Origin of the sequence: Flavobacterium cheonanense, assembly GCF_039539185.1 — a bacterium.
Classification (GTDB): Bacteria; Bacteroidota; Bacteroidia; order Flavobacteriales; family Flavobacteriaceae; genus Flavobacterium; species Flavobacterium cheonanense.
Window position 1 is genome coordinate 90,000 of sequence record NZ_BAABCT010000003.1, and the last position, 22,021, is coordinate 112,020.

General features: G+C 29.5%; 26 protein-coding genes. 11 read left to right on the forward strand and 15 right to left on the reverse strand.

Going from position 1 to position 22,021, the window contains the following annotated elements:
- Positions 1-7: 7 nt before the first annotated feature.
- Positions 8-763: a lipopolysaccharide kinase InaA family protein gene (locus ABD766_RS07295; protein ID WP_344816061.1), complete on the reverse strand. Its 756-nt coding sequence runs from the start codon at positions 761-763 to the stop codon at positions 8-10.
- 98 nt (positions 764-861) lie between these two features.
- On the opposite strand from ABD766_RS07295, the gene ABD766_RS07300 reads away from it, so the two are divergent.
- Positions 862-1,920 (forward strand): glycosyltransferase family 9 protein, encoded by a 1,059-nt coding sequence (locus ABD766_RS07300; RefSeq protein WP_344816062.1) that lies wholly within the window; start codon positions 862-864, stop codon positions 1,918-1,920.
- Here ABD766_RS07300 and ABD766_RS07305 read toward each other — a convergent pair whose 3' ends face one another.
- The 3 genes from ABD766_RS07305 to ABD766_RS07315 all read right to left on the reverse strand — a co-directional run bounded on the left by ABD766_RS07305 (position 1,921) and on the right by ABD766_RS07315 (position 4,463).
- Entirely contained in the window at positions 1,921-2,865 is a 945-nt protein-coding gene (locus ABD766_RS07305) for an NAD-dependent epimerase/dehydratase family protein (RefSeq protein ID WP_344816063.1), read from the reverse strand.
- A 12-nt stretch (positions 2,866-2,877) separates the two neighbouring features.
- Complete coding sequence (locus ABD766_RS07310; protein WP_344816064.1) at positions 2,878-3,687, reverse strand: glycosyltransferase family 2 protein; 810 nt, start codon at positions 3,685-3,687, stop codon at positions 2,878-2,880.
- Positions 3,688-3,785: 98 nt separating this feature from the next.
- Positions 3,786-4,463, reverse strand: coding sequence for a glycosyltransferase (locus tag ABD766_RS07315; protein WP_344816065.1), 678 nt, complete (start codon positions 4,461-4,463; stop codon positions 3,786-3,788).
- 57 nt (positions 4,464-4,520) lie between these two features.
- Here ABD766_RS07315 and ABD766_RS07320 point away from each other — a divergent pair, with 57 nt between their 5' ends.
- On the forward strand, positions 4,521-5,258 hold the full coding sequence (locus ABD766_RS07320) for a glycosyltransferase family 2 protein (protein ID WP_344816066.1): 738 nt from the start codon (positions 4,521-4,523) through the stop codon (positions 5,256-5,258).
- 3 nt (positions 5,259-5,261) lie between these two features.
- Here the strand turns inward: ABD766_RS07320 and ABD766_RS07325 are convergent, their stop codons facing one another.
- The gene (locus ABD766_RS07325; RefSeq protein WP_344816067.1) at positions 5,262-5,975 is read right to left on the reverse strand and encodes a polysaccharide deacetylase family protein; all 714 of its coding nucleotides are present in this window, start codon (positions 5,973-5,975) and stop codon (positions 5,262-5,264) included.
- A gap of 66 nt (positions 5,976-6,041) precedes the next feature.
- On the opposite strand from ABD766_RS07325, the gene ABD766_RS07330 reads away from it, so the two are divergent.
- Genes ABD766_RS07330 through ABD766_RS07345 form a run of 4 tightly spaced genes read left to right on the forward strand, consistent with a single transcriptional unit; the run spans position 6,042 to position 9,898 of the window.
- Positions 6,042-6,809 (forward strand): glycosyltransferase family 2 protein, encoded by a 768-nt coding sequence (locus tag ABD766_RS07330; protein WP_344816068.1) that lies wholly within the window; start codon positions 6,042-6,044, stop codon positions 6,807-6,809.
- Positions 6,810-6,823: 14 nt separating this feature from the next.
- Entirely contained in the window at positions 6,824-7,744 is a 921-nt protein-coding gene (locus ABD766_RS07335; protein WP_344816069.1) for a glycosyltransferase family 2 protein, read from the forward strand.
- Positions 7,741-8,691: a WaaS/CpsH family glycosyltransferase gene (locus tag ABD766_RS07340; protein WP_344816070.1), complete on the forward strand. Its 951-nt coding sequence runs from the start codon at positions 7,741-7,743 to the stop codon at positions 8,689-8,691. Before ABD766_RS07335 ends, ABD766_RS07340 begins: the two co-directional genes overlap by 4 nt.
- A 10-nt stretch (positions 8,692-8,701) precedes the next feature.
- On the forward strand, positions 8,702-9,898 hold the full coding sequence (locus ABD766_RS07345) for a glycosyltransferase family 4 protein (protein ID WP_344816071.1): 1,197 nt from the start codon (positions 8,702-8,704) through the stop codon (positions 9,896-9,898).
- Here the strand turns inward: ABD766_RS07345 and ABD766_RS07350 are convergent.
- The 6 genes from ABD766_RS07350 to ABD766_RS07375 are packed head-to-tail and all read right to left on the reverse strand — an operon-like array spanning position 9,895 to position 15,532.
- Positions 9,895-10,737, reverse strand: coding sequence for a glycosyltransferase family 2 protein (locus tag ABD766_RS07350; protein WP_344816072.1), 843 nt, complete (start codon positions 10,735-10,737; stop codon positions 9,895-9,897). The genes ABD766_RS07345 and ABD766_RS07350 overlap by 4 nt on opposite strands.
- Before the next feature lie 7 nt (positions 10,738-10,744).
- Positions 10,745-11,674 carry a GDP-L-fucose synthase family protein gene (locus ABD766_RS07355; RefSeq protein WP_344816073.1) on the reverse strand — a complete coding sequence of 310 codons (930 nt, stop codon included), beginning with the start codon at positions 11,672-11,674 and terminating at the stop codon, positions 10,745-10,747.
- A 6-nt stretch (positions 11,675-11,680) separates the two neighbouring features.
- Positions 11,681-12,772, reverse strand: a complete 1,092-nt coding sequence (gmd, locus tag ABD766_RS07360) for a GDP-mannose 4,6-dehydratase (protein WP_344816074.1) — start codon at positions 12,770-12,772, stop codon at positions 11,681-11,683.
- Positions 12,773-12,784: 12 nt separating this feature from the next.
- Positions 12,785-13,948 (reverse strand): DegT/DnrJ/EryC1/StrS family aminotransferase, encoded by a 1,164-nt coding sequence (locus ABD766_RS07365; protein WP_344816075.1) that lies wholly within the window; start codon positions 13,946-13,948, stop codon positions 12,785-12,787.
- Between the two features lie 2 nt (positions 13,949-13,950).
- Positions 13,951-14,751 (reverse strand): glycosyltransferase family 2 protein, encoded by an 801-nt coding sequence (locus ABD766_RS07370; protein ID WP_344816076.1) that lies wholly within the window; start codon positions 14,749-14,751, stop codon positions 13,951-13,953.
- Positions 14,744-15,532: an NAD-dependent epimerase/dehydratase family protein gene (locus tag ABD766_RS07375; RefSeq protein ID WP_344816077.1), complete on the reverse strand. Its 789-nt coding sequence runs from the start codon at positions 15,530-15,532 to the stop codon at positions 14,744-14,746. Before ABD766_RS07375 ends, ABD766_RS07370 begins: the two co-directional genes overlap by 8 nt.
- Before the next feature lie 171 nt (positions 15,533-15,703).
- Between ABD766_RS07375 and ABD766_RS07380 the strand changes: the two genes are divergently transcribed.
- The 5 genes from ABD766_RS07380 to ABD766_RS07400 all read left to right on the forward strand — a co-directional run bounded on the left by ABD766_RS07380 (position 15,704) and on the right by ABD766_RS07400 (position 19,933).
- Positions 15,704-16,273 carry an L-threonylcarbamoyladenylate synthase gene (locus ABD766_RS07380; protein ID WP_344816078.1) on the forward strand — a complete coding sequence of 190 codons (570 nt, stop codon included), beginning with the start codon at positions 15,704-15,706 and terminating at the stop codon, positions 16,271-16,273.
- 55 nt (positions 16,274-16,328) lie between these two features.
- Entirely contained in the window at positions 16,329-17,756 is a 1,428-nt protein-coding gene (locus ABD766_RS07385) for a CCA tRNA nucleotidyltransferase (RefSeq protein WP_344816079.1), read from the forward strand.
- A 68-nt stretch (positions 17,757-17,824) separates the two neighbouring features.
- Positions 17,825-18,844, forward strand: coding sequence for a COX15/CtaA family protein (locus ABD766_RS07390; RefSeq protein WP_344816080.1), 1,020 nt, complete (start codon positions 17,825-17,827; stop codon positions 18,842-18,844).
- A 42-nt stretch (positions 18,845-18,886) separates the two neighbouring features.
- Positions 18,887-19,657 (forward strand): CDP-alcohol phosphatidyltransferase family protein, encoded by a 771-nt coding sequence (locus ABD766_RS07395; protein WP_344816081.1) that lies wholly within the window; start codon positions 18,887-18,889, stop codon positions 19,655-19,657.
- Positions 19,658-19,750: 93 nt separating this feature from the next.
- Complete coding sequence (locus ABD766_RS07400; protein ID WP_298302715.1) at positions 19,751-19,933, forward strand: CsbD family protein; 183 nt, start codon at positions 19,751-19,753, stop codon at positions 19,931-19,933.
- 51 nt (positions 19,934-19,984) lie between these two features.
- On the opposite strand, the gene ABD766_RS07405 is transcribed toward ABD766_RS07400, so the two are convergent.
- The 4 genes from ABD766_RS07405 to ABD766_RS07420 are packed head-to-tail and all read right to left on the reverse strand — an operon-like array spanning position 19,985 to position 22,020.
- Positions 19,985-20,740: a LytR/AlgR family response regulator transcription factor gene (locus ABD766_RS07405; RefSeq protein WP_344816082.1), complete on the reverse strand. Its 756-nt coding sequence runs from the start codon at positions 20,738-20,740 to the stop codon at positions 19,985-19,987.
- 4 nt (positions 20,741-20,744) lie between these two features.
- Positions 20,745-21,401 (reverse strand): DUF2306 domain-containing protein, encoded by a 657-nt coding sequence (locus ABD766_RS07410; RefSeq protein WP_344816083.1) that lies wholly within the window; start codon positions 21,399-21,401, stop codon positions 20,745-20,747.
- Positions 21,401-21,715, reverse strand: coding sequence for a 2TM domain-containing protein (locus ABD766_RS07415; RefSeq protein WP_344816084.1), 315 nt, complete (start codon positions 21,713-21,715; stop codon positions 21,401-21,403). Before ABD766_RS07415 ends, ABD766_RS07410 begins: the two co-directional genes overlap by 1 nt.
- Positions 21,716-21,717: 2 nt before the next feature.
- Positions 21,718-22,020 carry a 2TM domain-containing protein gene (locus ABD766_RS07420; protein WP_344816085.1) on the reverse strand — a complete coding sequence of 101 codons (303 nt, stop codon included), beginning with the start codon at positions 22,018-22,020 and terminating at the stop codon, positions 21,718-21,720.
- Position 22,021: the final 1 nt, after the last annotated feature.

Below are 22,021 nucleotides of genomic sequence, written 5' to 3' on the forward strand. Positions count from 1 at the left end.
ATTTTTTTTATTTTTTTAGTTTTCTTTTTAGGTATTTTTTCTTTGTAATTCTTCTTTTGAATTGAAGTGTTTTTTCTAGCAAAATAGCATGAATTTTCTCTTCTGGCTGACCAATTAATTCGGCGTATTTCTTGGCTACTACTTTAATCATTGTTCTTGACAACCACATTTTCTTGAAATTATCCATTCGTTTTTTGATAGATAGTTTTTCAAATTTCATTCGGTTTAAATCAATTAGATAAAACTCGAATTGATTATTTCCCTTATCTATAATTAAAGTGTTTCCAGGTGAGTGATCTAAAAAATTCACATTTGCTTCGTGCATTTTGAAAGTGAATTCGGCAAACTGTTCTAAAATACTATTTCGATTAGGAAACAACGGATTATGAATTAATTCTCTAATAGTAAAATCGTAATCAATTTGCTGGCTGATGTAAAAACTATCTCCTAATAAACCAAACGTATTTCGCTCTTCTATGTAAGCAATTGGCTCTGGAGTTAAAATTGAATGCTCCTTTAAATAATTGGCATAATCAAACGATCTCTTTGCTTTTGTACTTCTAAAAAAAGAATAAATAATCGATTTAAATATACCTGGTTTTTTAAAAAACTTGATATTTACCTTTTCTGAACCTAAAAAATTTGATTTGATTGTATTTCGAGAACCTTTTACTATAAGATTTCCTTCTTCAAAAAAGCTTGTAACTAATTGAATTATAGCTTTTTCTTGTTCTTTATATTTTGGATTAAGGATAATCTTCACGGTTGGAGTTAATATTTTGGTTTAAAAGTATAAAAAATAGTACTTTGCACCAAGAAATAGTTTTTCTATTAAATCGATATTTATTTTAACACTTTGGGATGAAAATATTAATTATACAAAATAAGCGAATTGGAGATGTGCTAATTGCCTCGGTTATTGCCAATAATTTTAAAAGAAAATATCCTGATAGTGAAGTCCATTTTATGGCTTATGATTTTACAACCGGTGTTTTAGAGCAAAATCCGAACATTGATAAAATCATTGCTATTAAAGAAAAAGAACTTAAGAAAATAAAGAACTTATTTAAGTTCGTTCTTGAAATTAGAAAAGAGAAATACGATATTATTTTTGATCCTTATTCGAAAACGCAAAGCCGATTAATTTGTAAATTTAGTGGTGCCAAACAAACTATAGGTCACAAAAGCCGCAAACGATTTGGAAATTGGAACTACTATACTCATCCAACAGAAGGTTTAAAATCATCAACAAAATTCTGTGGAAAAGCTATTGAAGATCGTGTTCATCTTATTGAATATGCTGGCGATTTTGAACCCATAGATTACGAACCAAAATTATTTCTTTCTGAAAGTGAAAAAAATGAAAATTGGTTGAAAAATTATCGTGATAAAAAAGTAATCATGTTAGGGGTTTTAGGCAGTACACCACAAAAATCAATGCCTTTTGAATATGTAGCAACAATTATAGATTACATAGCAAAAAATTATGATGCTTACCTCCTTTTCAACTATTCGCCACATCAGAAAAAAGATGCTTTAGCGATTTATGAAATGTGTCAATACAAACAAAATATCATTTTGGATATTTATGCGCCAAGTATTAGAGATTTCATCAAATTAATGAATCAATGCGATGTATTGGTTGCCAACGAAGGTGGAACGGTTCATATTGCAAAAGCACTTCAAAAGCCAACTTTTACCATATTTTCACCTTATGTAAACAAAGCACATTGGGCAAGTTTTGAAGATGGAATAAAACATCATTCCATTCATTTGTTAGATAAAAAACCTGAAATATATGATGGTTTTACTTATGAAAAGCGCAAACAAATAGAACAAAATCCAAGAGAATTTTATCTTCAATTGACGCCCGAAATTATCATTCCCGATTTGGAAGTTTTTCTAAAAAATAATCTGTAATTACTTTACAAATTTTTCAAAATACCAATCTACTTGCTTTTGAAGTCCTTCTTTTAGCGTAGATTTTGGTTTGTAGTTTAATAACTTTATAGCTTTATTTATTACAGCTGATGTCTTTTGTTGATCGCCTTTACGTGCTGGTTGATGATCAATTACCAGTTTTTTATTCATTATCTCTTCAACAATGGTAATACCCTCTTGAGTTGTATTAACTAAATCGGTTCCAAGATTAATAATCTCACCATTTACAATAGATTCTTTACCAATAATTGAAGCTAATCCATCAACAATATCTCCAACAAAGGTAAAACTTCTTTCGTGTTTCACACTTCCTTCAAATAATGGAAATGGTTGGTTATTGTGCAGATTATCAATTAATTTAGTATATAATTTCTCTGGACGCTCTCTCGGTCCATAAACAGAATACAAACGAATTGAGCATGCCTTTAACTTGTTTGTTCTTTCCAAACCTAAAACTAGTTGTTCTGCAGCCAGTTTTGTAGTTCCATAAAATGAAATTGGTTTTGGAGTTACTTCTTCATCAACTGTAGCGACTGAACCATAAACAGATGACGTAGAAATATTTACAAATAACTTTAAATCAGCATTATATTTTAAAACACTTTCAAGTAAATTTTGTGTAGCAAAAATATTATTTGTTACATAATCATTTAATGAAGTATCAGAAGAGATTCCTGGTTGAGCAGCCAAATGATAGATGTAATCAAAAGGAGTTTCGAAAACCGATTTTAAATCATCGTTCAAATCTAATCTAAAAATTTTTACACCAACTTTTTCCAAATCGGATGCGTTTAATTCTTTTAGTTTTACATCGTAGTAGTTATTGAAATTATCTATTCCAACTACTTCATGATGCAACGAAGCTAACTTTTCACATAAGTGTGACCCAATAAAACCTGCTGCTCCGGTAACTAATATTCGCATAGTGTAAAACTGTTATTTTTTTATTCCAAAGTTAGTCCAAACAATCTTTTTATCTCTAACTTCTTTTCTTATAGCTAAATTTGCTGCTAAAGATTCTGGTGTTTTGTAACCTCTAGCATGATCTAAATGCAAAACTATAGCTTTATGTCTAATCTGTTTACCTTTTATACCATAATTTTCTAAACGTTCACCAAATTCTCTATCTGGACCACCATATTTCATTCGTTCATCGTATCCATTAATGGCAATCATATCGGCTTTAAAACCTGATGAATTACAATTATTAAAAGAAGGATTAGTTGGTGAAATAATATCTAAAAATTTACCTATCAAACTATTAGCTCCTAATTTTAATGTATTTGAAAAACCTAATTTATCAATAGATTTTAACCAACTTACATTAAAACATCTTCCAGAAACTATATCATCTTTAGAAATTGCCTTACTAGTTGTCATTGGTAATTTGCAATAACCTCCAGATAAGAATTTACCTTTCTCAGCTAATTTTGCATGAACTTCAACAAAATCTTGTCTAGGAATACAATCGCCATCAGTCATTAAAATATAATCATGATTGGCTTCTACAATGGCAACATTTAGAATTTCTTGTCTTCTGTATCCTAAATCTTCATGCCATAAATGTCTAATTGGCACTGGATAATCTTTAGCATAAGAATCAATCAATTCTTTTGTAGAAGGTCTCGAACCATCATCAGCAATAATGATGTCAAAATCTTTATATGTTTGAACGCTATATCCAATTAGTACTTTTTCAAGCCATTCTTCTGCGTTGTAGGTACTTATTATAACTGTTATTTTCATATTGTTATCCAAAATATTTTTGAATTGAAATTCTTTTTATTTATCAAAGATAGAGAATATTATATTCAAAATTACCTCTATCAAAAATGCTGCTTTTATTAATTTTGCAATTTTAAAAGTATTGCTCTACTCTTAATATTTTTTTGCTTTAAATCAATTTCCTTCAAATTATTAATTTTCAAATTAGTAAAACTATTAATTTGGATAAAATCTGATTTCCAACCAGATAGATTGTCACTTGAAATATCATTTTTAGAAAAAATAGCATCCAAAAATGTACTTAACAAACCGCTATAAGAAATCATAAAACTTCTAAAAAAACCAATTCTCTTTGATTTTAACCAAGAGATCTCAAAACACTTGGAAGAATAGATTGTTTCTTGCGATATTTTATTAGAAACCAACGCATTTATTGAGTAAGAAACACCATTTAGAAAATAACCTTCTACTCTATTTTTAATATGTTGTTCAACAAAATCTGGTCTTGCTAAACAATCAGAATTAGTAATTAAAATATAATTTGTAGACGCTATTTCGATAGCTTTTTTCACACAATCATCACCATTATTTTCTTTGTCAAAGTTCAATAAAACAATTGGAAAAAAAACTTCTTTTTGAATGGATGTGATTGATTTTGAAATAGTTTCATCAGAATTTTGATTTACTATTATCATTTCGAAATTTCTAAAAGCTTGAGTATTGTAACTCCAAATTACTTTTTCAAGTGACTCGAAATTATCGTTAGCTACTACTATTACTGAAATATTCTTTTGCATAATTCGGCAAAGGTAACCTAATTTTATTAAATTTGTACTTACAAAAAAGCAAAATTAATGCCCACTCTTTCGGTTATTATTCCTACATACAATGAAATTGACTACATAGACGATGCGCTAAAGTCAGTGGAATTTGCTAGTGAAATTATAGTGATTGATTCCTTTAGTGAAGATGGAACCAAAGAAAGAGCGCTTGAATATGGTTGTAAGGTTTTGGAACGTAAATTTGATAATTTTTCCAATCAAAAAAATCATGCCATATCCTATGCTACAGGAGATTGGATACTTTTTATTGATGCCGACGAACGTGTTTCACAAAAACTTAAAAATGAAATTGTTTCCGCTATTGAAAAGAACCAACATTCTGGATATAAATTGAGCTTTCCTCATTTTTACATGAATCGTTTTCTTTATCATAAAGTAGATAAAGTAGTTAGATTAGTTAAAAATAAAAATGTAAAATTCACTGGTGATGTTCATGAAAAATTACATGTTGATGGAAGCATTGGCAGCTTAAAAAACTTCATGATTCACTATACCTACAAAGGTTTATTTCATTTAATAAAAAAGAAAGATTCTTATTCTTGGTTTCAAGCCAATACTTCGCTAAAAAAAGGCAAAAAAGTAACTATTTTTCATTTGTTTTTCAAACCTCTATACCGATTTTTCTCCTCCTATATTTTGAAAAGAGGATTTCTTGATGGCGTTCCTGGTCTTGCTTTGGCAAGTATCAATGCTTATGGGGTTTTCTCGAGATATGTTAAAATGATGCTTATTGAGAAAGACATCAAATAAAGATTAAAACAAACTTAGTTTTCCAATTTTTAGTTTCCATTTAAATTTTAACGAAGTGTCTTGACCTTTAATGTCAATTCGTTGTATTTCAAATTTACTTTGTAAAGGAAAAGAATTAACTCTATTACCTATTCTGAAAGCGTATTTTATACCTTTTTTTTCTAAAATCGTAAAAAACACATCTTTTTTAAGTCCTTTTTTAGGATAATTACCATAAGGATAAGCTAATGATGGATAAACATTTAAGTTGTTTTTAGCAATTAAATCAAAACTTTTATCAAAATCGATCTCAATTTCTTGCTCAGATAAATCTGAATATTTTCTGTGATAAAAAGAATGATGTCCTAACTCTATAATTGATGAATCCAATGATTTTAATTGGTCAATTGACATTATTTTCTCCGAACCATTATTCCATAAATCTGTTTTACCTATATAAGAAAATGGAATGAAAAAAGTTGCTTTTACATTGTATTTTCTCAACAATGGCAAGGCATACAACAATTGATTCTCGGTCACATCATCAAAAGTTATAACTACAGATTTTGATGAAATTGACTTCATTTGTTCCAATTCCGACACAAATAATGAAGTGTAATTATTTTTATTTAAATAGTCTAATTGTTTTTCAAACTTACTTGTAGACAGCGTCAAACCCAAACTTAAATCGTCATTTGGGGTAATATTATGATACATTAAAATGGGTAATTTTGACACAAATATAATTTTGAAAATACTATTGGTGTAAAAATATTATATTTGTGTCATATTTCATCTATTTATATGTCTGAAAATAACGCTATACCCAAAATAACTGCCTTAGCCATTACTTTTAATGAAGAAGTTAACGTAAAAAGATATGTTGAAAGCTTGTCTTTTGCAGATGAAATCATTTTTGTAGATTCTATAAGTAGCGATGCCACTATAGAAATTGCAAAAAATATGGGTGTAAAAGTTATTGAGCGTAAATTTACTAACTTTTCTGAACAAAGAAATTACGCCATCAATCAAGCGAAGAACGATTGGATTGTATTTTTTGATTTAGATGAAATTATTACAAAAGAATTAGAAAATGAAATTCAAGAAATTGTTGCAAATCCTGGAGAAGATGTAGCCTTTTTTGTGAAAAGAAATTTCTTTTTCATGGGAAGACATATCCATTTTGGTGGATGGCAAAGCGATAAAGCGGTGCGTCTTTTTAATAAAAATTTCTGTCAATATAATGGCTTGGTTCATGAAGAAGTTAAAGCGAATGGTACAATTGGTATTCTAAAAAATAAACTGAATCACTTTAGTTATAAAAATTTTGACAACTACAACGATAAGCTAAATTTATATAGTAAACTGCAAGCAGAAAATCTCTATAACAAAAAAAGAAAACCAAATGCTTATCATTTTATTTTCAGACCATTATACCGATTTTTATGGCAATATTTTTTCCGCTTAGGAATTGTTGATGGTAAGGAAGGTTTTATTTTAGCTTATGTTCATGCCTTTTCGGTATTCAAAAGATATTTGCAACTTTGGATGTTATACAGAAAAATTGAATAATAAAACGTAACTAAATGTTTGATATAGCAGCAATAATAATAAATTACAATTCGAGCAAACTTACACAAGAATGCATTGATAGTATTGTGGAAAAAACAGCTACAAATTTGAATTATCAAATTATAGTTGTTGATAATTGCTCTCAAATTGCTGACTATAAACTATTAGAAGAATTTTGCAAATCACATTCTTTCAAAAACTTACAACTTGTTAGAAGCAAAATCAATACTGGTTTTGGATCCGGAAATATGGCTGGTTACCAATATGCAAATGCCAAATATGTTGCTTTTGTAAACAATGATACTTTGTTTTTGAACGACTGCTTTTCAATATTAAAAACTGCTATTGAAAAAGACAATGCTATTGCAATGGTTGGAGGTCAATCGTTTACAGAAACTGGAAAAAGAATGGTTGCTTTTGATCATTTTGCCTCCATTTCTAAAGAACTTTTTGGCAGAGATTTTCTAGAAAAAGTAAATCCTAAAAAATATCCTAAAAGAAAATTTGAATATACTAATCCTCAGAAAGTAAACTACGTTCAAGGAAGTTTTATGTTTACTAGAACCTCTGATTTCAATGAAGTTGGCGGATTTGACACTAACCTATTTCTTTACTATGAAGAAACTGATTTGTGTATGCGATTAGAAAAAATAGGAAAATCGTGTTATTTAATTCCAGAAGCGCAATATGTTCACTATCACGGTGCAAGTACTCCACAAAGTATCACAATTAAAACCGAACTAAAAATTTCACTGCTTTATATTATTAGAAAGCATTATGGCTATTTAAGTTATTGTTTTTTATTGAATTACTTACGAATAAATTACATTTTCAGTACGCTATTCAAGCCTAAATACTCGTATTTACTGAAAGTTCTTTTGGCTGGTGCGCCACTTTCTAAATCATTGAAAACTAAACAAAAAATTGTTGAATGAAAGTACTTTTTTTGTGTCCCGATTATTTCGGAATTTATAAAGTTATACAGAAAGAAATTCTGAATCAAACCTCATGTGAACTAAAGTCAATAATTTTTGAAGATTATAAGTACAAAAATTCATTTCAAAAAATTCAGAACTTCTTAGCAAAAACTTTTTTAAAGAAAAATTTGAAAAAAATATGGGCTAGTAAAGAACGAATTAGCACAATTACAGAAGATGATTATTTTGATTTTTTGTTTGTGATTTGTCCCGATTTTTTGCTTAATGATGAGTTGAAATACGTAACTGAGCGCGCCAAAAAAAGAATCGTTTATTTTTGGGATAGCTTTGATAATATTCCGAGATACGAAAGAACACTGCCTTTTTTTGATGTAAAATACAGTTTTGAACCTAAAGATGTTGAAAAATATCAGTTAAAGCAATTAACAAATTTTTATTTTAATACTGAAAGAAATCCTTCTCCCAAAAACGATGTTTTCTTTATTGGAACTCTTGATGAACGTATTCATTTAATCAAAAAAATATTAAATTCTGTTGAGAAACTTGGTAAAACTTCTAAAATATTCTTACAAACTAAAAATGAAAATGCTCCGAAAATTCATCCATCAAATAGTATTGAATTCATTAGAAATGCGATTCCATTTGAAGAAAGCGAAAAAATTTATGACGATTCTAAAATCATCTTAGATGTACAGAAGACGATTCAAAAAGGACTTACTTTTAGGGTATTTGACGCTATGGGAAAAGGGAAAAAATTGATAACTACTAACGAAGATATTATAAACTACGATTTTTATAATGCCAATAACATTTTTATTTGGAAAAATGATACCGAATATATTCCTGAATCATTTTTTGATTCACCTTATGAAGAACTATCAACTGAAATCTTTGAAAAATACAGTCTAAAAAATTGGGTGAAAACAATTTTTGAAATTAAATAACCAGAAAAAAATGACCATTTTACTTTTAACTAGAGAATACAAGCACGATAAATTACCTACTTGTGGAGGAACTGGAAGTTTTATGGCTAATTTAGCACGAGAATTGGTTAAAAAACAACATCAAGTTTATGTGCTTGGTGTAAATAAATCTTCGGTTAGTTTTATAGATAATGGTGTTACTGTATGTTTCAAAAAAAACATTTTTAGAAGAAATCCAATTGTTAATTTTTTTAGATCCTTATCAAAAAAAAGTCTTCTTTTGCAATGGTTGCATTTCAAAATTCATGAATATGAAAAAAAAGATGTTTCTAAAATAGTTTCCCATTTCATTAAAAAAAATAATTTAAATATTGACATTCTCGAAACTCACGATTTCGAAGGACTTTATCTATACTTAGAAACTTCTTTCCCTATCGTAGTTAGATGTCATGGTTCTTTTTCGATATTAGAACATTATTTTAACTACAAAGGAATTGAAGTTGGCAAAAAACATTGTGAGGAATTAGCTTTTAAGAAAGCCAAAAACATTATTTCTATTTCGGAGTTTTCTGAACAAATGAATAGGCAATTATTTGGTATCAAAAGTTTCAAACGTATCTATAATGGTATTGACACAACTGTTTATAAAACAGTTGAAAACCAAGTAATAATTCCGAAATCAATATTTTATTTTGGAACTGTTGCCTATGAAAAAGGAGCTGATATTGCGGTACAAATTTTGATTAAAACCATTCAATCAGAACCAAATACAAGTCTGAATTTTATTGGACCCGAGAATCAAAATCATAAAATAGCACTTCAAAAAATAATTGAGGAACACCATCTTGAAAATAAAGTTACATTTTATGGTTTTCAAAAAACGCAAAATCTTATTTCCCAATTAGCTCAAGCTGAAGTCGTGATTTTTCCTTCGACAGGTGAAACCTTTGGATTGGCTTTGTGCGAGGCAATGGCGCTAAACAAAGTAGTAATTGCTTCAAATATTCCTTCTTTCAATGAAATAATTACATCTGGTGAAAATGGCTATATCGTAGATACTGTTGAGGAATATTGTAATGTTATACTAAAAACATTTTCTGATACAAATGAAGCAAATAGAATAAAATCAAATGCCAGAAAGTCAATTATGGAACGTTTTAGTCAAGAAAAAATGATTGAAGAAACCATCAACTATTATGAAAAAGTCATTACAGAATTTAAAAATTAGATTTTAGTGATGTACCTTTTCATTTTTACTTTAGGTTGAAACAAAAGCAACAAACTCATCAATCCTTTTAGTAAGGTAAATTTAAATTTATTACTTTTTATAGCTTGATATTGCTTAAATCGTTGCGAATTTCCATCTTTTAAAACCTTTATATCTTCTAAAAACAGAGGAAAATGTTTTTCAAAAACTTGTTGTTTTTCTGTGTCAATTTTAATTAAATTTTCTTTAACACTCGACATTCCGCTATTATCAAAATTTGAAATAACATAATCTAAATGTTTATAAGATGCATTCATTTTACAAATGCAGTAAATGAAAAATTCCCAATCGGATACAATTTTAAAATGTTCAGAATAATAAAAGTGTGTATCAAACAATTCTCGTTTGATAAAACTTGACGGATGTGGCAATGAATCACTTAAAAAATAGGTAAAAGATAAAGTATCTGGAGGTGACCACAATTGTGTATTCACTCCATTTAAGCTATAAATAAGATTTCCGTAATAAATGGCTGTAGAACCATCTAAATCCTTTCCTACTTTATCGATTATGGTAGTATCTATTAAGAAATCTCTGCTGTTTAGGAACATAATATAATCACCTTTGGCAGCTTTAATTCCTTTGTTCATAGCGTTATAAACCCCAGAATCTTTCTCTGAAATCCAATAAGCTAATTTATCTGAATTTTGCTCAAGAAATTCTTTACTTCCATCAGTACTTCCGCCATCAATAACTATGTATTCAAAGTCTGTATTTGACTGACCAACAACACTATTAAAAGTTTTTTCTAAACCAACTAAGTCGTTGTAATTAATAGTAATAATAGATATCTTAGTCATTGATTTTTTATTTTACAGCCAAAAACTTCTCGTTATATACTTTGGTGATTCCGTCTCTTAATTCAATAGAATATTTCCAACCTAGATTGGTAAGTTTAGTAATATCGGTTAGTTTTCTTGGAGTTCCATTAGGCTTCGATTCATCAAAAACTATATTTCCTTCAAAACCTACAATGTCTTTAATTAAATAAGCTAAATCTTTAATTGAAATCTCAACGCCAGTTCCAATGTTAACAAAGCCTTTTTCATTGTAATGTTGCATTAAATAAACACATGCATTAGCCATATCTGTTGCATGAAGAAACTCCCTTAAAGGTGTTCCGGTACCCCATACAACAACATTATCAGAATTGTTGATTTTAGCTTCGTGGAATTTTCTAATCAAAGCAGGCAAAACGTGAGAATTCTCTAAATCATAATTATCATTAAATCCATACAGATTGGTTGGCATTACAGATATAAAATTACAACCGTATTGATATCTGTATGCATCACACATTTTTATACCTGAGATTTTTGCAATAGCGTATGGTTCATTAGTTTCTTCAAGAAGTCCTGTCAAAAGATATTCTTCTTTTAAAGGTTGTGGTGCAAGTTTAGGATAGATACAAGTTGATCCTAAAAACAAAAGTTTTTTAACACCAGATTTGTAGCTTTGATGAATCACATTGCTTTGAATAAGTATATTTTCATAGATAAAATCAGCTCTGTAAGTATTATTAGCAATAATTCCGCCGACTTTAGCTGCCGCTAAAAAAACATATTCCGGTTTTTCAGTTTCAAAAAACTCAGCAACTTTATCTTGATTAATTAAATTTAGTTCGCTTGAAGTTCGGGTTATAATATTAGTATAACCTTTACTTTTTAAGTCATTGACGATGGCGCTTCCAACCATTCCGCGATGACCAGCAACAAATATTTTTGAATTATGATTCATTAAATATTACGATTTGTAATTCATTAAATATTTTTCTTTTTTAAAAATCTGTATATCAGCTTGAACCATCTCCTTAACCAACATATCAAGAGTGTATTTTGGAGTCCAACCTAATTTAGTTTTTGCTTTAGTATTATCGCCAATAAGCAAATCTACTTCTGTTGGTCTGAAATATGTTGGATCAATTTGCAAAACTACTTGCCCAATTTTAAACTGATAATCAGGATTAGAAGTCGAGATCACAATTCCTTTTTCATCAACACCTTCGCCTTTAAATTCAAGCTCTACTCCAACTTCTCTAAAAGCCATTCTGATAAACTCTCTCACTGGAGTTGTAACACCTGTTGAAATTACAAAATCTTCCGGTTTATCTTGTTGTAACATCAACCACATTGCCTCAACATAGTCTTTAGCGTGACCCCAATCTCTTTGTGAGTCAATATTTCCCATATAGAGAGTTTCTTGCATTCCCAATGCCATTTGAGCAACACCTCTAGTGATTTTTCTAGTAACAAATGTTTCTCCTCTTAACGGACTTTCGTGATTAAAAAGAATACCGTTACAAGCATACATATCATAAGCTTCTCTATAGTTTACTGTAATCCAATAAGCATACATTTTAGCTACAGCATAAGGAGAACGCGGATAAAATGGTGTTGTTTCCTTTTGTGGAACTTCTTGTACTAAACCATACAGTTCAGATGTTGAAGCTTGATAAATTCTTGTTTTTTTGGTCAATCCAAGTAATCTTACTGCATCTAGAATTCTCAATGTTCCAATTCCATCAGTATTTGCGGTATATTCTGGTACATCAAAACTTACTTTTACATGACTCATCGCACCTAAATTATAAATTTCATCAGGCTGAATTTCTTGAATGATTCTAATCAAGTTAGTAGAATCACTTAAATCACCATAATGTAACTTAAATTTTTGATTATCAATATGCGGATCTTCATAAAGGTGGTCAATTCTTTGTGTATTAAACAAAGAACTTCTTCTTTTTACTCCGTGTACCATATAACCTTTTGACAATAATAATTCGGCTAAATAAGCTCCATCTTGTCCTGTAATTCCTGTAATTAATGCTACTTTCATTTTGCATATATTTTAGAAAAACTTTGGAATTGCAACTTCCATAAATTTTTCTGTTATAAATTTAATTTTTTCTTCGTTGATGTAAAGGTGATTTGGAAGATAAAGTCCATAATCGTGAACGATATCTGCTACTTCTAAAGGTGTGTAGCCATATCGTTTTATCCAAAATGGTTGTTTTCCCATTGAGCCACAAATTAATGGTCTAACTTCAATATCATTCTTTTTTAAATGATTAAATACCTCAACTCTATTTTCTACAATCGTACCAAAAGCAAAACTCGATAACTGATTGTATTGGCTTTCTTGACTCCAATATTTATCACCGAGATATTTTTTATATAAATTAAAATTTTCTTCTCTAACTTTAGTGATTTCTTCCATTTTAGTAAGTTGACTTATTCCTAAAAAGGCATTTAAATCTGTCGAACGCAAATTAAATCCAGGATAATAGAAAGTATAGAATTCTCTAACCTCATCAATATTGAAGGTTTCTTTCCATTCATTTTTGAAATTACTATCAACATCTCTTGACCAACCATGTGAACGAATAGACAACATTAAATTATAAAGTTTGGTATCGTTGGTAGTCACAGCACCACCTTCAATAGTAGAAATGTGGTGACCATAATAAAATGAAAATGATCCTGCTAAAGATAAGTTTCCAGCTTTTCTTCCGTCTGTATTAGAGGTACCAAGTGCTTCACAAGCATCTTCAATTAACAAAACATCATATTTTTGACACAATTTTGTAATAGCGTCCATATCGTTAAGATGTGCAAGTACGTGCACGATTATTAACAAAGCTGGTTTTTCTTTGATGAAAAGTTCTTCAAGCATAGCAACATCTAAACCTAAACTCTTTTTATCACTATCACATAACAAAACATCAAATCCGAATTGTAAAAAAGGAGAAAGTGTTGTAATCCAACTGATTGCTGGCACAACAACTTTTTTGTTTTTAAGATAATTCCCTTCTAATAAGGAATAAGCCATTAATAAATTGGCTGATGAACCACTATTTACCATTACACAATGCTTAGTACCAGTGTAAGCAGCAAATTGTTTTTCAAATTCAACAACAAGTGGACCTTTAGTTAATTGTGGAGCACTCGGAATCCATTGGCTTAAAGCTACTAATTCTTCTTGAGTTATGGTATTTTCTGCTAATCTTATCATCTCTATTTTTTAATTTTAATTTTTTTTAACAATGAAAACAAATTGTAACTTTTAATTATTTTAGATAAATAAAAATATACTCTAGCATCATTGTATGCGTTCTTAATTTTTATCTGTTTTGATGAATCCGACAATGCATCAATAGTGATTGATTTATCGTGGGCTCTAAATATTGCTAATGGTTCGTTAATAAAACCATAGGATGGATACTCAATACAACTCATTATTGAAAATAAAATATCGGGACCAACGCCATGATATTCATTTTGAGTAAAAGGAACTTTTCCAACGAACAAGTTATCCAAAAGCTGTTTTTTTCTAAAAATAGCAGCGCCTGGTGAAACCATATTACTAGTGCTAAATTTTAAAAATTTCTTGACGGGAAAAACTCCAGAAGTATCATTTAATTTGAACAAATTATCACTGTATTCTTTTTGATTTTCATAATAAACTGTAGCATTCGAGAATACAAAACCTACATTTTCGTCAAATAATTTAACACAATCTTCTATAAAATTAGGTTTTATCCAATCATCATCATAGTTTATATGGATTAAATCATTAGAACAATGCAAAATTCCATCCATCCAACAAAAATGTACACCAGAATCTAATGTTCTTCTAACATATTTTATTTTGTCACCATATTTTTTAACAACTTCAGGTGTATTGTCAGTACTACCATGATCGCAAACAATTATTTCACACGCTTGTGTTTGAGCTAGGCACGAATCAATACATTCAACTAAATAATCAGCCCTATTGAATGTTGGTATTACTATTGAAACTTCTTTGTTAGTCATTTTTTAATATAGAATTTAATAAGGAAATATCGGCATTTAAATGGTTCACATTTTCAGTAGCATCAAAATCAAAATTTATCTTTTGAGGAGCTATTTTTTGTGCAAAATCAATAATTTTTATAGATTGACCAGAAGCTATATTGATAGTCCCTTCACAATTACCAAGAACTAATTTTATAATGATATCGCAAACTTCTTCGGCATTTAAAAAATCTCTCGTTGAATTAGCTCCAAATAATTTGAATGGCATTGATAAATCTTCCTCTTCAAATCGTTTTATTAAATTAGGATACAGAAATGGCGGTTTTTGTGACGGATGATAAAAACTAAAAATCCTTCCGATACACAAATTAATATTTGAATATTTCTTTTTGAAATCATTAAGAATTAATTCTGACATCCACTTTGTAAGTCCATATGAATTAATTGGGCTAATAGCATCGGTTTCCTTAATTGCTAATGAGGAACTCGCATAAACGTGGCTTGTGCTTGCATAAAAAAAACCAATAGGTTGGTTATACTTTTTTATAGCTTTAACAAGATTTATTGTTCCAGAAATATTAATATCATAAGCTTCATCAATATTATTTTCAACATCAGAAACGGCAACTTTAGAAGCCAAATGAATAATATAATTTAACTCATTATCGCGAACCCAATTCAAAACAGCGATGTCGTCTCGGATATCTGCGGTAAATCGAGAAAAAGCTATATTTTGTTTTTCTAGTTTATCACAAATGATGCTGCCTAAAACACCTGTAGAGCCCGTAATACCTATCATTAAGATGCGAATTTTAAAATATCAATAAGAAAAATACACCTTTACAATGATATTTTTTCCAAGAACAAAGATAATTTATTTACCAAAAAAAACTAACGATTCGAGAAAATAAAGCAGTTTCGAAAATTAAATAGTAAAGTTATATCTTTGCGATAAAGAAAACAAAGGTTTATGAGTGATATTAACACTGAAGTTCACAACGCATACGAAGTCATTAAAAATGGTGGCATTATACTTTATCCAACAGATACTGTATGGGGAATTGGTTGTGATGCTACCAATGAAGAAGCTGTTAAGAAAATTTATGATTTAAAACAACGAGATGATTCAAAAAGTATGATTGTACTCATGAATGGTGAAAAAATGATGTATAACGTATTTCATCAAATTCCTGATGTTGCATGGGAAATTTTAGATTTATCTGAAAGACCTACAACATTAATTCTTGACAATCCTAGAAATGTAGCCGCAAATATTATTGCAGAAGATAAAACGCTAGGTGTGAGATTAGTGAAAGAACCATTTTGTTTCAAATTAATGGAACGCATGAAAAGACCTTTAGTTTCAACATCAGCGAACGTATCCGGAAATGTAACTCCAAAAACTTTTAAAGAAATTAGTCCAGAAATTATTAAAGGTGTTGACTATGTAGTAAATTTGCACCGCGATAAAGTTTGCAAAAATCCATCAACGATAATAAAACTTTCTCTTGATAATCAGGTAAAAATCATACGTAAATAGTTTGCAGTCGCAATCACAGTTTTCAGTTTATTAAACTGAAATTGAAATCAATACAATGAATTATACAAAAGCACTTAATAATCCTATTTTTAAAATAATTGCACAGGCAAGCCAAGAACTTAATGTTGATAGTTATGTTATTGGCGGTTTTGTTCGTGATTTTTTACTTCAAAGGGATTTTAAAAAAGATATTGATGTTGTTGCTGTTGGTTCGGGAATTGACTTGGCTTTGAAAGTTTCTGAATTATTGCCCAACAAACCTAAAGTTCAAGTTTTTAAAAATTACGGAACAGCAATGCTTCGTTACAAAGAAATTGATATTGAATTTGTTGGTGCAAGAAAAGAAAGCTACAATCAAAACAGCAGAAATCCTATTGTAGAAAATGGAACATTGGAAGACGACCAAAACCGTCGTGATTTTACCATAAATGCATTAGCTTTTTCTTTGAATGAAAGAAATTATGGTGAATTGGTTGATCCATTTGATGGATTAGCTGATTTACAAAATAAAATCATCAAAACACCCTTAAATCCAGATATAACTTATTCTGATGATCCGTTGCGAATGCTACGCGGTATTCGTTTTGCAACACAATTAAAATTTGAAATTGAAGCTGAATCCTTAGAAGCTATTTCTAGAAATAAAGATAGAATCAATATTATTTCAGGCGAACGCATTGTGGATGAGTTAAACAAAATTCTTTCTACAGATAAACCATCAATAGGTTTTTTACATTTATATAAAACAGGTCTTTTAGACATTATTTTACCCGAATTAACGGCATTGAATAATGTAGAAGAAATTGAAGGTCATACTCATAAAAACAACTTTTATCACACCTTAGAAGTTGTTGATAATATTTGCCCGAATACCGATGATGTTTGGTTAAGATGGGCAGCTTTATTGCACGATATTGGAAAAGCCCCAACAAAAAAATTCAACAAAAAACAAGGTTGGACGTTTCACGGACACGAATTTCTTGGTGGAAAAATGGTGAAAAAAATCTTTGAAAGATTGCACATGCCATTGAATCAAAAAATGAAATTTGTTCAGAAAATGGTTATGCTGAGTTCTCGACCAATTGTTTTGGCTGAAGATATTGTAACTGATTCTGCTGTAAGACGTTTGGTTTTTGATGCAGGTGAAGATGTAGATCATTTAATGACACTTTGTGAAGCTGATATCACAACTAAAAATCCAACGAAATTCAAAAAATACCACAATAATTTTGATATCGTTCGAAAGAAAATTATTGAAGTTGAAGAACGCGATCATGTGCGTCAATTTCAACCGCCAATTTCTGGTGAAGAAATCATGGAACTGTTTAATTTGAAACCATCGAGAGAAATAGGAATGTTGAAAGAATCGGTAAAAGAAGCTATTTTGGATGGAAAAATTCCGAATGAATATCAAGCAGCTTATGATTTTGTGATGAAAAGAGCAGAAAAATTAGGATTAAAAAAAGTAGAAAATAATAAGTAAAGATTAACTTTTGTTAAATGAGTTAATCAAAGGATTAAAAATAATTTTGCATAAAAATTACTTCACAAATGAAGAATAACAAATCAGTCATTTATTGGCTACTTTCAGGTTGTATTTTACTCTTTATCATGGTTACTGTTGGTGGAATTACGCGTTTGACTAATTCTGGACTTTCAATGACAGATTGGCATTTGGTAACAGACACTTTTCCTCCTTTATCAGAAGAAAAATGGCAAGCAGCATTTGATGAATACAAGAAATTCCCTGAGTATCAAAAAATCAATATTCATAACGATTTTCAACTTTCTGATTATAAATTTATTTATTTCTGGGAATGGTTTCACCGCTTTATTGGAAGAATAATTGGATTGGTTTTCATCATTCCATTTGTTTACTTTTTAATCAAAAAGAAATTAGATTCTGAAACCATCAAAAAATGTATCATCCTTTTAGGAATGGGTGCATTTCAAGGATTTTTAGGTTGGTTTATGGTGAAAAGTGGTTTGATTGATAATCCAGATGTGAGTCATTTTAGATTAGCTTTACACTTAACTTTTGCATTTATAACCTTTGCCTACACACTTTGGGTTGCGTTAGATTTAATCTATCCTGATAAAAAAGAAGTCAACACAACTTTAAGAAAATATGCTCGAATTGCAATTGTTTTTCTTGTAATCCAAATCATTTATGGTGGATTTGTAGCAGGATTGAATGCCGGATTAATTCACAACCATTGGCCATTGATGAGTGATGGGAAATTTTTTCACGAAAGTATTATTCTAGAAAAAGATTCTTGGCTATTGCGATTAACCGAAGGTAAAAGCGGTGTACAGTTTGTTCATAGAACTATGGCTTATGTTGTTGTTGGATTAATTTTATTTTTATACTTTCAGAGTAAGAAATTTGCGGTTTCAACGCAACAGAAAAATGGATTAAACCTATTGGTTTTTATAGTGTTTTTGCAATTTACATTAGGGGTTTTAACCTTATTATTAGGTGTGCCATTGTGGTTGGGATTAACACATCAAATAATGGCTTTTATTTTGTTGGCGACCATGACGTATACGTTACATCGCCTTTCAAAATAAATTTTCAGACTATATTGTCGCAGTTCTATTTAGAAACTTTAAATGTCAAAACTTACAGCTCAAGATAAATTTCTTGACTTATCAGATTACGGAAGACCTTTTGGAAAATTCCTTGCTAATCAACTTAAAAATACACGCTTCACTCCTATTCACGTTACCATTTTATTTGGAATATCGGGTTTAATTGCGATTTATTGTATCCTAACGCATCAGTATTATTGGGCTGCATTTTTTATTGTTCTAAAATCTGGAATTGATGCTGCCGATGGCGAATTGGCAAGATTGAAAAACACACCATCATATGTAGGAAGATATTTGGATAGTGTATTTGATATCATCTTGAACTTTCTTTTTCTGATGACCATTTGTTATGTATCAAAAACAACTATTTGGTTTAGTTTATTAGCATTTATTGGAATCCAATTACAAGGAACTTTGTATAACTATTACTATGTAATTCTTCGAAATAAATCAGTTGGTGGCGATACTACTAGCAAAGTATTTGAATACAAATCACCGAAAGCTTTACCTGGAGAAAAACAAAAATCGGTTGATATTTTATTTGGAATTTATACTATAGTCTATGGCGCTTTTGATAAAATAATTCATGCCTTAGATAAAGATGCTTACAAAGTAAAAACGTTTCCTAATTGGTTCATGACCTTGCTATCGCTTTATGGATTGGGATTTCAATTGCTAATTATTGCCGTTATGTTGCCTCTGGGTTGGATTGAATTTATTGTACCATTTTTTATTATTTATACTTTATTAGTGTTTTTTTTAATTGCAATTCGCAAAGTCGTAATAAAGTAATTATGTAACTTTTATCTAGAAATGTAAAACATTTTTGAAATTTAATTTCTGAAATTTGAATAGATAAAAATTATTAATTTTAAAAAAATCATTATGCCGAATTCAAAAGAAATTAAAGGTAATTGGGAACAATTAAAAGGAAAAATGAAACAAAAATTTGCAGAATTAACTGATGATGATTTGTTGTATGAAGAAGGAAAAGAACAAGAAATGTGGGGAAAACTAAAAGAAAAATTAGGTAAAACCGAAAAAGAAATCAAATCATTATTTGAATAAATTATTCTCAAAAAAAAGCCATCAATAATTAATTATTTGATGGCTTTTTTTTTATCCTAACCAAGTTTTAAAATCACTAACTTTTTCTCTAGCAACAATTACTTCATCGTCTTTGTAAGTTGGTAAAATTACTTTTAATCGTGAGTTGCTGTGCATTTGAATTTCCTTAATTCCTTTTAACGGAATGATGAATTTTCTTGAAATACGATAGAAATCCTTTGGATCTAATTCGTTTTCAAGTTGTTCTAAAGTAGTATCTAATAAGTAGTCACGCCCATCAAAAGTATGAAGATACGTTCCTTTGTTTTCACTGTAAAAACATTCTACTTCGTCAATGGTTATCATTTTGAGTTGTTGTCCCATTTTAATAGTAAATCGCTTTTTATATTCTCTATCAATTGGGTTTACCAACATTTTTTTTATCATTTCAAAATCCAATGATAAATTGGGAGTTGCTACATTTCTTGATTTAAATTTGTTTACAGCAGTTTCCAAATCTTCTTCATCAATTGGTTTTAGAAGATAATCAATACTGTTCAATTTAAAAGCTCGCAGAGCATATTCATCATAAGCAGTTGTGAAAATCACAGCGCTTTTAATGTCAATATTTTCGAATATTTCAAACGATAAACCATCAGACAATTGAATATCCAAAAATATCAAATCTGGATGTGGATTATTGTTAAACCAATTAATTGATTCCTCAACAGAATGAAGCATTTGATTGACTTGCAATCCTAATTTTTCAACCTTGCGTTGCAACAATCTTGCAGCAGGTTTTTCGTCTTCTATAATAATTATGTTCATATTCTTATTTTGAAACGATTTTATATTTATTTGACCATTTTATAATTAATGGAACTAGTATTACAGTTGGTAAAAGCCAAGCAACAACTGCTGGTAAAAAAGTATTATTGACTACCAAAAAAGCTGTTGCAGCAGCAATATAGCTACCTATCATTCGCTGAATGTGAACTAACAACCAAAAGTTTTTTATTGAATTTTGACCTTTATAATTTTTAAAATCTTGATAAACCATTGAAATACTGATGAATCCGAAGACTAATAATACGATTCCGAAATTATTACTTGAAAACAATATTAAGATTCCATATATCACAAATCCAATTCCGAAAAGTAACATTATTGAACTTAAAATCCAATCTATATTTTTGGCTTTTTCACCTTTCAACAATCCTTTTAAAGAAAGATATCGTTGTCCTGTGACTGCCATGTATATTGAAAAAATTCCAACAATAAACAGAAAAGGATTACTGTGAATTAAGGTCATTAATAAACCTGCAAAACCGTTGATCAACATCCCATAAAGAAAAAATAAACCAACATTTTTATGCAATTTATCACCTTTTTTTCTAGTAATATTGATAGTTCCGGTAATCAAACCAATGCTTCCTGCAATGATATGAATTACAAGTAAAATTTTAAAAATAAGTTCCGAATTTATCATTAGTCCCATTTTTGTTGTTCACTCTTCTCCTTCTCCATCAACTCTTTAATTTTCTTGTCTTCCCAATCGCTTCCAAAGAAAATTTCACCACCAAAAGTTGATAATCCGTGAGCAACTAAACCAATTCCCCAAAAGAAAGCCGTGAAAAAATTCTCCAATTTAAAATAACTTTCACCGGTTTTGAGATTTTGGATATTAATTATTACAATCATCAGGTTTATAACCACATAAACTAATAAATGGCTATAAAAACCTTTTATTCTTTTGACACGTTTAAGTGCTCTTTCGTATTGCATTTGCTCTTCAGGTGTCATAATTATTCGTATTTATTTTGTTTGTTCTTTTCTTCTTCTATAAACTGTTGCATCTTTTTTTCTTCCCAACTTTTTCCAAAAAAAGGAAACCAATTAAAAACTTTTAACGCATGAAAAAATAATCCAATTCCCCAACTGAAAGTCGTCCAAAAAAACCAAAGATGATTGGGTGAATATTTTAAATTGATAAAAATTATTATTGCATTAAAAATTATAAAAAATGTTAAATGCGAATAAAATCCTTTGATTTCTTCAACTTGCTTTTTTGCTTTTTGATAGTTCTCAAAATCTTGATTAGTATTCATA